Annotated in this window: 12 protein-coding genes; 7 read left to right on the top strand and 5 right to left on the bottom strand. The window is 71.4% G+C overall.

Going from position 1 to position 13,564, the window contains the following annotated elements; genetic code table 11:
• Positions 1-21 precede the first annotated feature (21 nt).
• The 3 genes from ACFYY7_RS28840 to ACFYY7_RS28830 are packed head-to-tail and all read right to left on the bottom strand — an operon-like array spanning position 22 to position 2,131.
• Complete coding sequence (locus ACFYY7_RS28840; RefSeq protein WP_388665847.1) at positions 22-645, bottom strand: DUF6629 family protein; 624 nt, start codon at positions 643-645, stop codon at positions 22-24.
• 51 nt (positions 646-696) lie between these two features.
• Entirely contained in the window at positions 697-1,806 is a 1,110-nt protein-coding gene (locus ACFYY7_RS28835; RefSeq protein WP_388665845.1) for an XdhC family protein, read from the bottom strand.
• 25 nt (positions 1,807-1,831) lie between these two features.
• Positions 1,832-2,131 carry a DUF1876 domain-containing protein gene (locus ACFYY7_RS28830; protein ID WP_266734871.1) on the bottom strand — a complete coding sequence of 100 codons (300 nt, stop codon included), beginning with the start codon at positions 2,129-2,131 and terminating at the stop codon, positions 1,832-1,834.
• A 289-nt stretch (positions 2,132-2,420) separates the two neighbouring features.
• Here ACFYY7_RS28830 and ACFYY7_RS28825 point away from each other — a divergent pair, with 289 nt between their 5' ends.
• The 3 genes from ACFYY7_RS28825 to ACFYY7_RS28815 all read left to right on the top strand — a co-directional run bounded on the left by ACFYY7_RS28825 (position 2,421) and on the right by ACFYY7_RS28815 (position 6,254).
• Positions 2,421-3,251 (top strand): PP2C family protein-serine/threonine phosphatase, encoded by an 831-nt coding sequence (locus ACFYY7_RS28825; RefSeq protein WP_388665843.1) that lies wholly within the window; start codon positions 2,421-2,423, stop codon positions 3,249-3,251.
• Between the two features lie 69 nt (positions 3,252-3,320).
• Positions 3,321-4,316, top strand: coding sequence for an MASE1 domain-containing protein (locus ACFYY7_RS28820; protein WP_388665841.1), 996 nt, complete (start codon positions 3,321-3,323; stop codon positions 4,314-4,316).
• 390 nt (positions 4,317-4,706) lie between these two features.
• A complete protein-coding gene (locus tag ACFYY7_RS28815; protein WP_388666115.1) occupies positions 4,707-6,254 on the top strand; it encodes an exopolysaccharide biosynthesis polyprenyl glycosylphosphotransferase in 1,548 nt (515 codons plus the stop codon).
• A gap of 75 nt (positions 6,255-6,329) precedes the next feature.
• Here ACFYY7_RS28815 and ACFYY7_RS28810 read toward each other — a convergent pair whose 3' ends face one another.
• The gene (locus ACFYY7_RS28810; RefSeq protein WP_388665839.1) at positions 6,330-7,313 is read right to left on the bottom strand and encodes a GDP-L-fucose synthase family protein; all 984 of its coding nucleotides are present in this window, start codon (positions 7,311-7,313) and stop codon (positions 6,330-6,332) included.
• A 128-nt stretch (positions 7,314-7,441) separates the two neighbouring features.
• Here ACFYY7_RS28810 and gmd point away from each other — a divergent pair, with 128 nt between their 5' ends.
• The 4 genes from gmd (at position 7,442) to ACFYY7_RS28790 (ending at position 12,333) form a co-directional block, all read left to right on the top strand.
• Positions 7,442-8,455, top strand: coding sequence for a GDP-mannose 4,6-dehydratase (gene gmd, locus ACFYY7_RS28805; RefSeq protein ID WP_351256172.1), 1,014 nt, complete (start codon positions 7,442-7,444; stop codon positions 8,453-8,455).
• A 100-nt stretch (positions 8,456-8,555) separates the two neighbouring features.
• A complete protein-coding gene (locus tag ACFYY7_RS28800; RefSeq protein ID WP_388665837.1) occupies positions 8,556-10,817 on the top strand; it encodes a LamG-like jellyroll fold domain-containing protein in 2,262 nt (753 codons plus the stop codon).
• Positions 10,814-11,509: a hypothetical protein gene (locus tag ACFYY7_RS28795; protein WP_388665835.1), complete on the top strand. Its 696-nt coding sequence runs from the start codon at positions 10,814-10,816 to the stop codon at positions 11,507-11,509. Before ACFYY7_RS28800 ends, ACFYY7_RS28795 begins: the two co-directional genes overlap by 4 nt.
• On the top strand, positions 11,506-12,333 hold the full coding sequence (locus tag ACFYY7_RS28790; RefSeq protein WP_351256164.1) for a glycosyltransferase family 2 protein: 828 nt from the start codon (positions 11,506-11,508) through the stop codon (positions 12,331-12,333). Before ACFYY7_RS28795 ends, ACFYY7_RS28790 begins: the two co-directional genes overlap by 4 nt.
• Here the strand turns inward: ACFYY7_RS28790 and ACFYY7_RS28785 are convergent.
• Positions 12,305-13,495 (bottom strand): glycosyltransferase, encoded by a 1,191-nt coding sequence (locus ACFYY7_RS28785; protein ID WP_388665833.1) that lies wholly within the window; start codon positions 13,493-13,495, stop codon positions 12,305-12,307. The genes ACFYY7_RS28790 and ACFYY7_RS28785 overlap by 29 nt on opposite strands.
• Positions 13,496-13,564 lie beyond the last annotated feature (69 nt).

The following is a 13,564-nucleotide window of genomic DNA, read 5'->3' as shown; positions in this document are numbered from 1 at the left end:
CCAGGGACTGCGGGACAGCCCTCAGACACCTCCGGCCGCCGGGTCCGGGCGGGGCCGGACCAGCAGGATCACCGAGCACACCGCCGCGAAGGCGCACCACGTCGAGACGAACTCCAGCCGCCACAGTGCCGCACAGACGGCGGCCCCGACGGCGACCAGCGCCCCGAGCCGCCTCGGCACCGGGTCCCCGGCCAGGAGCAGGGCTCCGACCGTGGCCAGGAGATAGCCGGCGACCAGGAGTCCGGAGCGGGGAAGGTCGAGGGCGTAGCCGAGGGTGTGCCCGCGGATCTCGGCGGTCACCGGACGGGTCGCCAGGCCGTACGCGAGCGCGACGGCGGTCGCTGTTCCGGCCGCGAGCGGGACCAGCAGGCGGCGCCGGGCATCCGGCGGGGCGGCGCACAGCACCCCCAGCGGGACCCACAACGGCAGCACCGGCAGGGCGATGACGGCCCAGGCGAGGGTGGCGGGGCCGGTTCCGCCACCCGAGCGCCAGATCACCGACTCGATGATCTGGTGGGCGCCCAGCAGCAGCGGCAGCGCCGCGAGCGGCAGATCGCGCACCCGGCGCACCCGCGCCACGCACACCACCCCGATGGCCGCGATGCCCGTTCCGGCGGCGAGGTCGGCGGTCGCACTCCAGCACATGGTGTTCCCCAGGGACCCGGCGGTACGGAATCGTTCACTTCCGCGACAACGCTACGGGTCCGGGGCGCGGCGATGGATCGCCCCGGCCGTGTCCGTCAGCGGGCTGCCCGTGCCGCCCCAGCGCAGGGCGACGATCTCCGCGGCGATCGAGACGGCCACCTCCTCGGGGGTGCGTGCCCCGAGGTCGAGGCCGACGGGGGAACGCAGCCGGGCCAGTTCCGCTTCGCCGAGGCCCGTCTCGCGCAGCCGGGCCAGCCGGTCCTCATGGGTCCGGCGGCTGCCCATGGCGCCGATGTAGGCGGCCGGGGCGCGCAGCGCCACCTCCAGCAGCGGGACGTCGAACTTGGGGTCGTGGGTGAGTACGCACATCACGGTCCGCCCGTCGGTCTCCGTGTCGCGCAGGTACCGGTGCGGCCAGTCGACGACGACCTCCGCACCGGCGGGGAAGCGCCGGGCGTCGGCGAAGGCGGGGCGGGCGTCGCAGACGGTGACCCGGTAGCCGAGGAACGCGCCGATCCGGGCCACCGCCGCCGCGAAGTCGATCGCGCCGAAGACCAGCATCCGGGGCGGCGGGGCGAACGACTGGAGGAACACGGCGACGTCGTCCTCGCGCCGTTCACCGTTCGGGCCGTAGTGCCGCAACCCCGTTGCCCCCTGGGCGAGTTCCCCGCGCGCGTCGGCGGTCACGGCGGCGTCCAGACCGCTCGCGCCCAGCGACCCCGACACGGTGTCCGGCCGGACCGCGAGGGCGGCACCGCGTGGAGCGGGTCCATCGGTCACGGTGGCGACCACCACCGGGCGGTGCCCGGCGACCGCCGCGGCGACCTCGCCGAAGGTGGGATCGGACGCCGCCGTCACCGGACGTACGAGGAGTGTGATCTCGCCGCCGCAGGTGAGTCCGACGGCGAAGGCGTCCTCGTCGCTGTAGCCGAAGCTCTCCAGCCTGGGCCGGCCGGTCTCCACGACCTCCTTGGCGAGTTCGAGGACGGCTCCCTCGACGCAGCCGCCGGAGACGCTGCCCACGACCTCGTCGTCCGGTCCCACCGCCATCGCCGCGCCGGGGCCGCGCGGCGCGCTGCGGCTGACCGCGACGACGGTGGCGAGCCCGAACGGCTCCCCCGCGGCGTACCAGCGGCCGAGCACCGGCAGGATCTCACGCATCGCGGGCCGCCTTGCTCCCGGGGAATCAGGCCGTGCTGTCGGTCCACGCGTAGGGCGGGGCCACCGGGCCGCTCGCGGGTCCGGCGCCCACGTTCTCCAGGTCCGCGTCGGCGGCCTTCATCAGCTGGGCGGCCACGTCCTTCATGGCACGGCTCGCCGCGAGTTCGTCGCCGATGGCCGGTACATCCACGTCCTGCGGGTTGCAGCGCGCGACCCCGTGTCCGGTGAGCTTCGTGGAGCCGGTGTCCAGCACCGCCTCCGCCTTGGTCGTCCCGTCGTCCTCGGTCAGACCGAGGCGGAGCCTCCACTCCAGCGTGCGGGTCATCGCGCACCTCCTGCGGCCGCGTCCGGTCGCGGTGCGCCGCCTCGACGCGGTCCTGCCACCAGCATCCACCCGGCCGGGCGGGTTCGCGCGTTCCGGCTCGTCCTCGGGGATCGCACCGCCGGAGCTCGCCCTGCGGGGATCGCGCCTCCGAAATAGGATGCGGGATGTCGAATTTCACCGGCGGCGGGCGATGCCACCGCCCGGAATCCGGTCCGTCGGCACCCCGGCCGGCCCCGTCGCGGCAGGCCGTGTGCTGTGCCGTGCGGACAACCGCAGTGCGGAGCGGCACATGAACCGGCGTCGTCCTCCCCGTTCGGCGAGTGCCGAGGAGTTGCTCACCACGCTGCAACAGCTCACCTCCCGGGCGCGCCGCGAGGTGGAGCTGCACCGGGCCCGGGTGGAACTGGCCGAGGTGCTCCAGCGCGAGATGCTCCCGGCGGCGCTGCCCGCGCGCCCGGGACTCCAGACCGCTGCCCGTTACACGCCCGCCCGCAGCGGGCTGGACATCGGCGGCGACTGGTACGACGGCTTCGTGCTGCCGGACGGTGCGCTGGCCTTCGCCATCGGGGACGTGCAGGGCCACGACGTCGAGGCCGCCGCGTTCATGGGGCAGGTCCGCATCGCCATGCGGGCGATAGCCGCCACCGCCACGGACCCCGGCGAGGTCGTGGGCCGGACCAACGACCTGCTGGTCTCGGTGGGCTCCGGTCTCTTCGCGACGTGTACGTTCGTCCGCCTCGACCCGGTGTCCCGGGAGCTGCAGAGCGCCCGCGCCGGGCATGTCGCCGCTGTGTGGGCCACGGCCGACGGGCGGTCCGGGGTGACCAGTGACGAGGGCGGGCTGCCGCTCGGGATCCAGGCGGGCGAGCGCTATCCGGTCACCCGGCGGAGGCTGACCGCCCCGGGCGCGTTCGTCCTGGTCACGGACGGGGTGGTGGAGGGGCCTTCGTTCCCGATCGACCGGGGTCTGGACGCGGTGACCCGGCTGGTGCACGCACGGGTCGGCGCCGACGCCGGCGAGCTGGCCGACGTGGTCCTGCGGGCGGCGGAGCAGACCGGTCACCAGGACGACGCCGCCGTGCTCGTGGTACGGCACGGGACCGTCCCCGGCCGGTACTGAAACCGCGACCTTCCGGGTGAAGCGTGTCAAACAGCCGCCACCCGTCCGGGGCAGTGTCTGATGAGATGCGTGATCCGCAGCGAGAGAACCAGACGCGCGGCCGTGGCCGCGCTACGTGTCCTTGCCGTCACCGCTGCCTACTACGCGGCCGGGGGGCTCGGCCTCATCCGGGAGGTGTCCGTCCACGGCGCGGTCGTCACACCGCTCTGGCCGCCGACGGGCATCGCACTGGGCGCGCTGATCTACCTGGGTCCCAGTGCCTGGCCCGGGATCGCGCTGGGCTCCCTCCTCGTCGTCGCCACCCTCAGCGGCTCGGTCACGCCCTCCACCTTCGCCGTCGTGGCGGGCAGCACCGCCGCCCCGCTCTGCTCGTACCTGATACTCCGCAGAGCCGGCTTCCGCAAGGAGCTGGACAGGCTGCGCGACGGGGTCATGCTGGTCTTCCTCGGCGCGCTGGCCGGGATGGTCATCAGTGCGACCGTGGGCACGGGCATGCTGGCGCTGAACGGGAAGCTGCCGCTGAGCGGGTTCTGGCCGGTCTGGGCGGCGTGGTGGTCGGGGGACGCGATGGGGGTGCTCGTGGTCACCCCCGTGCTGCTCGTACTGCACAGGCTGCGGATGCCCCGGACCACCGACCGGTGGATCGAGGCGAGCGCGCTGCTGGTCGTCGCCGTCACGGTCTCCCTGGTGGCGACCCGGAGCTCACTGTCGGTGCTCTATCTGGTCTTTCCGGTGCTCATCTGGGCGGCCCTGCGTTTCCAGCTGGCGGGAAGCGCGCCCTGCGCCCTGCTGGTGTCGGTCCTGGCGGCGATCGCGGGAACGGAGGGGGTGGGTCCGTTCGAGGGGCGGACGGTCCTTCATGTGATGATCGACCTCACCGTGCTCAACGGCTGCGTGGCGCTGACCGCACTGCTGCTCGCGGCGGTCGTGACCGAGCAGAGCAATATCCGGCAGAGGATCGAACACGCCTGCGAGGAACTGGCCGAAGTGGTCGACCATCTGGCACCGGGAAGGGGGGCGGCCGCGTGGCCGCCCCGCCCCGAGGACGAACCCGACAGCCAATGAGCACCACGCACCCCCGGCACCACCGACGGAAACAATCCGGCCAGTAGCCGTCACCACATGCACCCTCGCTCGTTTGTTGGCCGGGGATGGTCTCCCGACAGCGCGCTGTCACGGATGAACCTGGTGGACACGCCCAGCAGTTGACCGGCGTACATGTCCGCACACAACCCGATTCAGGTGCATTCCAAATGCCAACACTTACTCACAGACCAAGAGATCCGGCGCGGAACGGGACGAGCTCCGAGTCAGTGTGCATGTCTGAAATTCACGAGAACTCCAGCGAAATGGCACGTCTGTGGATATCGTGCACCGAGCGAGGGCGCATCCGTCAGTCCATGAGATCGGCGGATGCGCCCCGTTTGTGACGATGCGACTGTGACTGGGGGGTTCATGGGGCATGTCGAGCTACCCGATTCGGACAGATCAGGACCCGTGGGACTGGCGGGGGCGCCACGTCCACGCACCGTCTCGAATCGGCCTCGCAGCAACGGACTCGATGAATTGTGGAGGGCGCCGGCCGCACCGCGCGAGCGGTCCGGACCGGCACCCGCGAAGAGCAGGGCGACCCGGCGCGTGCCGGTGGTCGTCGGCGCCGAACTCCTCGGCCTGGGGGTTCCGGCCCTGCTCGTACTGCGTGCCGGCGGGCAGTCCCGGGCCGTGCTTGCCGCGGCCGTGGCCGCACTGGTGTGGTCCGGCCTGCGGGCCGTACGCGGCAGGTACGCGGAACGGTCCCCGGGTGGGCCACCGGGGGTACTGAGCACGGCCGGCGACTGGCTGCTGCTCATAGGCGTGCTCGCCGTGCTGCACACGGCGAGCGGCGATGCGCTCGACCCCGCGACGGCCTTGGTGGCGTTGCTGCCCGGCCTGCCGGCGGGCATCGCGGCGCAGGCCCTGCGGCGACTGCCGTGGCCGGGGCGCCCGCCACGGGAGGTCCGGCGGGTGCTGGTGGTGGGCGAGGCTCCGGGCGTCGAACGCGCCGTCCGGCTGCTCGCGTCCCGCGCCGACCATCCGTACGCGGTCGTGGCCGCGGTCCCGGTGGGGGCCGCACCGCTGGAGTGCGGGGTCCCGGTGCCGGGCCGGCTCGCACCGGCGCCGGCCGACGACGACGTGTCGACCGTACTGGGCGGGGCGTTCGCGCAGGATGCGGACCTGGCGCTGGTGGTTCCCGGTCCCCAGCTCTCCGAGGAACGGCTGTGCCGGCTCTCCTGGGGACTGCACGACGGCGGGCTCGCGCTGTCCGTGCTCCCGGGGCTCTCGGGCATCGCGGCCGGCCGGGTACGGGCCACCGCCGCCGCCGGGCTCACCCTGCTGCACATCGCGCCACCGCTGCGCCGTGGGCCGCAGCCGGCCCTGAAGGCCGTGGTGGACCGGGTCGGCGCCGCCCTCGGCCTGCTGGTGCTGACACCCCTGCTGGTCCTGATCGGGGCGGCGGTGCGGTTGGGCTCCGACGGGCCGGTGTTCCACCGCCAGATCCGGCAGGGGCAGCACAACCGGCCATTCACGATGTGGAAGTTCCGCACCATGGTGACCGACGCCGAGAGCCACAAGCAGCGGCTTCTCGCCGCGAACGAGACCGACGGTCCGATGTTCAAGATGCGCCGCGATCCCCGGGTGACCGGAATCGGCCGTCTGCTGCGCCGGACGTCCCTCGACGAGCTCCCACAGCTGCTCAATGTGCTCCGCGGCGACATGTCGCTGGTCGGCCCGCGCCCCCCGCTGCCGGAGGAGGTGTCCCGGTACGACGAGCGCGAGTTCCGGCGGCTCGCGGTGAAACCGGGGCTGACCGGTCTGTGGCAGGTCAGCGGCCGCTCGGACCTGTCCTGGCAGGAGACGGTCTCGCTCGATCTGTGGTACGTCGACAACTGGTCGGTGGCCACGGACATGGGACTCATGGCCCGTACGCTGCGCGCCGTCACCGACGGCCGCGGGGCGTACTGAGAGCGGCGGCCGTCGATGCGAGAATTGCCAAGTACCTTTACGGGCAATGCTGTTCGACCGTCACCGCGATCCGGCTCAGATCTGCGCGGGCTGCCGTTCCAGCCACCACGCGTAGGTCTGGGCGATCCCGTCACGCAGCGCGATCCTCGGCGCGAAGCCGAGCGAGGCGAGCCGGGAGACATCGAGCAGCTTGCGCGGGGTGCCGTCGGGTTTCGTCGTGTCCCACTCGACCCTCCCCTGGTATCCCGTCACATCCTGGACCGTGGCGGCCAGTTCACGGATCGTCAGATCGTTCCCACAGCCGATGTTGACCGGTTCGTCGCCGTCGTACCGCTCCAGCAGCAGGAGGCACGCGGCGGCCAGGTCGTCCACATGCAGGAATTCCCGGCGCGGGCTGCCCGAGCCCCAGAGCGTCACCGTGGGCGCACCGTCCCTTCGCGCCTCGTGGAAGCGGCGGATCAGCGCGGGCAGTACGTGCGAGGACTCCGGGTCGAAGTTGTCGCCCGGACCGTAGAGGTTGGTGGGCATGGCGCTGATGTACGAGGCGCCGTACTGCCGGCGGTAGGAGCGGGTCTGCACGATTCCGGCGATCTTGGCCAGTGCGTACGCCTCGTTGGTCGGCTCCAACGGGCCGGTGAGCAGGGCGCTTTCGGGGATCGGCTGCGGGGCGAGCCTGGGGTAGATGCAGGACGAGCCGAGGAAGAGCAAGCGCTCGACCCCGGCCGCGTGCGCCCCGGCGACGACGCTCAGCTGGATGCGCAGATTGTCCTCCAGGAACTGCACCGGATACGTGCTGTTGGCCATGATCCCGCCGACCCTGGCGGCGGCCAGCACCACGGCCTGCGGACGGGCCTCGCGGAAGAACGCCTCGGTCCGTGCGGCATCGCGCAGATCGAGCCGGTCGCGATCGCGGGTGATCACCTCGTGCCCCTCGTCGGTGAGGCGGCGCACCACGGCCGAACCGACCAGGCCGCGGTGGCCCGCGACGAACACGCGGGCACCGGATCGTAGGAGGGAACGGACGGATTCCTGGGGAGTGCCGGGGAGATCAGTCGTCATGGCCCGGATTCTGCCAGCACCAGCAGTCCGCGGTGATGTTTTGCCGCAGAACGCTCAATCCCGATATTTCGGCGGGAAATATTCGGTGCGGAACAACAGCCGCTGAAGCGACCAGAGAAGGGGGAGTCGTGGCGAAGACCGCGCTCATCACCGGTGTGACCGGGCAGGACGGCTCGTACCTGTCCGAGCTGCTGCTCGACAAGGGGTACACGGTCCATGGCCTGATACGCCGCTCGTCGAGCTTCAACACCGAGCGCATCGACCACATCTACCAAGGACCGGAGGAGGAGAACCGCACGTTCGTCCTGCATCACGCCGACCTCGCCGACGGGGTCGCGCTGGTGAACCTGCTGCGCGACATCCGGCCGGACGAGGTCTACAACCTGGGTGCGCAGTCGCACGTCCGCGTGTCGTTCGACGCACCGCTGTACACGGGTGACGTCACCGGTCTCGGCACCATCCGGCTGCTGGAGGCGGTCCGTGCGAGCGGGATCGACACCCGGGTCTACCAGGCTTCCTCGTCCGAGATGTTCGGCGCCACCCCGCCGCCGCAGAACGAGGCGACGCCGTTCCATCCGCGCAGCCCGTACAGCGTGGCCAAGGTGTACTCGTACTGGGCCACGGTCAACTACCGTGAGGCGTACGGCATGTTCGCGGTCAACGGGATCCTCTTCAACCACGAGTCCCCGCGCCGCGGCGAGACCTTCGTGACCCGGAAGATCACTCGCGGGGTGGCCCGGATCAAGGCGGGTCTGCAGACCCATCTCCATCTGGGCAATCTCGATGCCGTACGCGACTGGGGGTACGCCCCCGAGTATGTCGAGGCGATGTGGCGGATGCTCCAGTGCGACGTCCCGGACGACTATGTGGTGGCCACGGGCGAGGGCGTCAGTGTGCGGGAGTTCCTGGAGTACGCCTTCGCGCACGCGGGCCTGGACTGGCGCGAGCACGTCCGCCACGACGCCAAGTACGAACGCCCCAGCGAGGTCGACGCCCTGATCGGGGACGCCACCAAGGCCGAGGAGCTCCTCGGCTGGAAACCGGTCGTGCGGTCGCGGGAGCTCGCCAGAATCATGGTCGAGGCCGACATCCGCCAGCTCTCCGACCAACTGGCCGGAGCGGCCGTGCGAGTGGACCGATGACACCGCCCCGCACCAACACGACAACCGGCACCACCGCACCCCCGGTGGAGCCGTGCGCCGCGGCGGTCCGGCCGCGGCCCGTTCTCACCTTCGGAGCTGAATGATGAACGCAACCACGGGCCGCAGACCCGTACGCCGCGGCCGGGTACGTGCCGCCGCCGCCGCGCTCTGCCTGCTCGCCGGAGCACTGTCCGCCGCCGCGTCCGGGGGCTCCCCGGCCGCGGCCCTCACCCCGCCGGTCTCGCTGACCGCGGACGACCTCACCACCTGGCAGACCAACGGCATCGTCTGGTCGATGGCCGCGTCGGACGCCGGCGTCGTCTACACGGGCGGCACCTTCTCCACCGTACGGCCGCCGGACGCGGCGGCCGGCACCTCTGAGCAGCCCGCGGTGAACTTCGCCGCCTTCGACGCCGCGACCGGTGCGCCGACCGGTTGCAGCCTGTCGTTCACCCTCTCGTCCGGCACGGCGACCGTACGGGCGCTGGCACTCTCGCCGGACCAGAAGACCCTGTACGTCGGAGGGCAGTTCGGGTCGGTGAGCGGTGTCGGGGTCAGCAACATCGCCGCGATCGACACTGCGAGCTGCACCCCGCGCCAGGACTTCAAGGTCTCCGTCTCCGCGACGGTGCGGGCCCTCGCCGTCACCGCCGACACCGTGTACCTGGGCGGTGACTTCAACACGGTGGCCGGACAGACCAGGAACAAGTTCGCCGCGGTCACCACGGGCGCCGCGCTGAAGCCGTGGAAGGCCGACGCGGACGAGATCGGCCGGGCCGTCGAGCTGACGCCCGACCGCAAGCACGTGCTGCTCGGCGGCAACTTCTTCAAGGTCAACGGCGCCACGTCGCACGCGCTGGCGGTCGTGGACGCCACGACCGGGGCGGTGACCAAGAGCTACCCGGCCGGGTTCATTCCCAACACCTCCACGGTGCAGGACCTCACCACGGACGCCACCGGCTTCTACACCGCCAACGAGGGCACCGGAGGCGGTGTCTTCGACGGCCGGATCGCACTGGACCTGAGCGACTTCGAGCAGCGCTGGCGGGACACCTGCCTCGGCGCCACCCAGACCGTCCTGGTGCACGACGGTGTGCTGTACAGCGGGAGTCACGCCCATGACTGCGCCACCATGGGCGAGTTCCCCAACCAGCCGCGCAAGCATCTGCTGGCCCAGTCCGTCGACGACCCGAAGCTGCTGCCCTGGTTCCCGGACACCAACGACGGCATCGGGGAGCCGGTCGGGCCCCGGGTGATGGCCCAGACCGACAAGGGCGGTCATCACTACCTGTGGGTCGGCGGCGAGTTCACCACCGTCAACGGCGCCGCGCAGCAGGGTCTGACCCGGTTCGCCGACGGCCTTGACACCGGGGCCCCGTGGGTGCCCAACGTGACCCTGTCCACGATCGCCCCGGGGAAGGTGGTGGTCGACTGGCAGACCAGCTTCGACACCGACGACGGGGAACTCACCTACCGGATCTACAAGGACGGCGCGAGCACCCCGGTGCACACCACGACGGGCTACTCGCTGTTCTGGGACCGGCCGCAGCTGAGCTGGACGGACACGGACGTGGCGGCGGGCGAGACGCACTCGTACCGGATCAGCGCGAGTGACGGCACCAACACCAGCGCCAAGTCGGCCGCCGTGTCCGCCACCGTGACCTCCACGGCCGAGAAGTATCCGGCCAAGGTGCTCGCGGACGGCGCTTCGCTCTACTGGCGGTACGACGAGACCGCCTCGACCCTCGCGGGCGACAGCAGCGGCGGGCGGAACAACGGGTTCGTACGCAACTCCCCCACCCGGCGGGTGACCCCGGCCGCCGTCGCGGGCCCCTCGACCGCGATCGGCCTCAACGGTTCGACGCAGTACGTCTACAGCAACAAGCGCCATCCGCAGCCGGCCAGGTTCTCGGTGGAGACGTGGTTCAGGACCACGACCACCAAGGGCGGGAAGATCGTCGGCTTCGGCAGTCTGACCATGCAGAACAGCACCCAGTACGACAAGCACGTGTACATGCGCGACGACGGCCGGCTGGTCTTCGGCGTGAAGAGCGGCAGTGCCCGGACCGTCACCACACCCGGCGCCTACAACAACGGCGCCTGGCACCACGTGGTCGCGACGCAGGGACCCGGCGGCATGGCGCTGTACGTCGACGGGCAGCTCCGCGCCTCGAACGCGCTTTACACCGGCAACGAGAAGTACGACGGCTACTGGCGGGTCGGCGGGGACAATCTGAACGGCTGGCCGTCCAAGCCGACGAGCAATTTCTTCGCCGGGCAGATCGACGAGACCGCCGTCTACCCCACCGCGCTGAGCAGCGCGCAGATCAGTGCCCACTACGCGCTGAGGACAGCCGGATGAGGCATCCGTTCCGGGCCGGTGCCGCCGTCGTCGTACTGACGGCGGCGCTGGCCGCCTGCGGCTCGTCCTCCGGGGGGCGGGACGGTGCGAGCGGCGCCGGAACCACGGCCACGCATGCCCCGCTCGCCGCCCCGACAGCCGGGTCCGGCACCACCGCCACCGCTGCCCCCTCGGCCCCGCGCACGAGTGAGCCGCCGAAGCTGCCCAGCGACCGGCTCACCCCGGCCACCGGTTCGTTCACCCGGAAGGAGAAGGAGTATCTGGTCGACCGGGTGCCCAGGGGCATGGACCCCGCGGCGGTGCTCCAGACCGGTCAGGAGACCTGCGACCGGCTGCGGTTCCTGGTGAAGGCCGACCGGGACGTGGCGGTCGGTGCGATCGTGACGGGCGAGATCGCCGACGCGCGACCCGCCGTCGAGCACCTCTGCACCCAGCACCGGGATCTGCTGCGGGAGGCCGACCGGGGATACGCGGACGGCACGTACCGCAACGAGCAGATCCGGCCGGGCCGCTACCGCGACGTCTCCCCCACCGGAGACTGCACCTGGCGGATCGCCGGCACGGACGACAGGACCCTGGCCTCCGGCTCCGGCTCCGCCGGGAAGCGGACCACGATCACCGTGCCCCGGCAGGCCCGTGTCTTCACCTCCACAGGCTGCTACGCCTGGCTGCCCGAAGGAGACCTCGGATGAGCAAGCTGCCGATAGCCGTGGCGATCCCCACGAAGAACGAGGGGCTCAACATCGCCGAGGCGGTGACGTCGGTACTCGGCCATTTCGAGGCGGTGGTCGTCGTCGACTCGCACAGCACGGACGAGACGGTGAAGATCGCCGAGGAGTGCGGTGCCGAGGTGGTCACGTACACCTGGGACGGCGGTCATCCGCGCAAGAAGCAGTGGTGTCTGGACCATGTCCGCACGGACCTGGACTGGATCCTGCTGCTCGACGGCGACGAGCGGATCGGTCCCGGGCTGCTGGCCGAACTGCGGCAGGTCTTCGCCGACCCGGCCGCGCCGAAGCCGGCGGCGTACGACATTCCGCTCGGCTACTGGTTCTCCGGGAAGCGGCTGCGGCACGGCTACACCATCCGCAAGCGGTCACTGACCGACCGCACCCGCTGCCGGTATCCGGAGGTGGGTGATCTGGAAGCGCCGGGCATCGGTGAGGTCGAAGGCCATTACCAGCCGGTCGCGGATTCGGTCGGCTCGCTCCGCAATCCGATCGAGCACCAGGATCTCGACCCGGTCACCGCCTGGTTCGAGCGGCACAACCGCTACTCGGACTGGGAGGCGTGGCTGGAGCACCACCCCGAGGTCAAGGAGCAGGTGCGCAGGGTGAAGTCGCGCCAGGGACAGCTGTTCCACAAGGCACCGTTCAAGCCCCTGGTGTCGTTCGCCTACATGTATCTGTACCGGCGGGGGTTCCTCGACGGGAGGGCGGGGTTCGACTTCGCGCTGGCGATGAGCTTCTACCGCTGGCAGATCGCCCTCAAGTCCCGTGAGGGGAAGACCGTTTGACCCGTACGCCCCTCCGGCGGACCACGTCCTCGTAGGTCCGCCGGAGGGTGGCGGTCACGGCCTCGATGGTGAAGTCCTCGTTCACCAGGTCCCAGGCGGCCCTGCCCGTACGGGCGTTGGTCTCCGGTTCGAGGAGTTCCAGGACGGCGGCGGCGACCTTGAGGGCGTTCTTCCCGTCCTCGCCGACCCGGCTGTCGATCACCCGGCCCGCGCCCGCGCGCGCCACATCGGGGCCGAGCCCGCAGGTGCGGGTGATGACGACGGGGGTGCCGACCGACATCGCTTCGAGGACGGACACCCCCAGGGGCTCCTCGATCGACGGCAGTACGTACACATCGGCCCGCCGCCCCGCCGCCAGGACCTCCTCGTGACCGAGCGGCCCCACATGGTCGAGCGATCCCAGCACTCCCAGCCTGCGGGCGAGTTCGAGGGTCGCGGCCAGCGCTCCGGTGTCGGGGCCGGCCAGCACGAAGCGGGCGTCCGGATGCCGGGCCAGGACCGCGGGCATCGCGGCGACGAAGTCCTCCGGGCGCTTGCGCTCCTGGATCCGGGCGAGGAAGAGGACCGTCGGCGGCCGGCCGGACTCCCGGACGGGTTTGATCTCCTGCGGGCGCACCCCGTTGACCAGCCGTACGGTCCGGGTCAGCGGGACCGGTGCGGCGACGGCGTTCACATCGAGGCGTTCCGTCTCGGTGAGGTGCAGTACGGCGTCGGCGCCGCGCAGCACCCTGCGCACGCCCAGCAGATCGGTGAGCCGGGCGACCCGGTTCTCGGTGGGGTCCACCATGCCGTGGGTCTGGACGACCAGGGGGGTGCGGGAGGCCAGGGCGAGCAGCGCGGCGGGCAGTGTCACCAGGTCGCGCATCAGGTGGACATGGACGAGGTCGGCGCCGCGCATCATGCGGTACGCGGTGCGCAGGAGCGCACCGGACGTGATGCCGCTGACCTCGAACGCGGGGAGCAGATGGCGGGCCTGGAAGAGATGCGCCGGCACCCCCTCGATCCCGCGCGGGAGGGGGCCCTCGAAACCGTCTCCGAGCGCCATGATCCTGGCGTCGTCGCCGGCGGCCCGCTGGACCTTCGACAGGTTGAGCGCCACCCTGGTCGGGCCGCCGAACGCGTGGTCCGGAGTGTGCAGTGTGACGACGTGCAGGATCTTCACCAGGGTTCCCCTCAACCGCGGCCGACGTTTCACAGACTAGTCATCCAAACCCCCCAAGTGGGTTGATTC

Origin of the sequence: Streptomyces sp. NPDC001933, from assembly GCF_042890955.1 — a bacterium.
In the GTDB taxonomy this organism is placed as follows: Bacteria; Actinomycetota; Actinomycetes; order Streptomycetales; family Streptomycetaceae; genus Streptomyces.
This window is presented reverse-complemented; position numbering and strand designations above follow the sequence as displayed.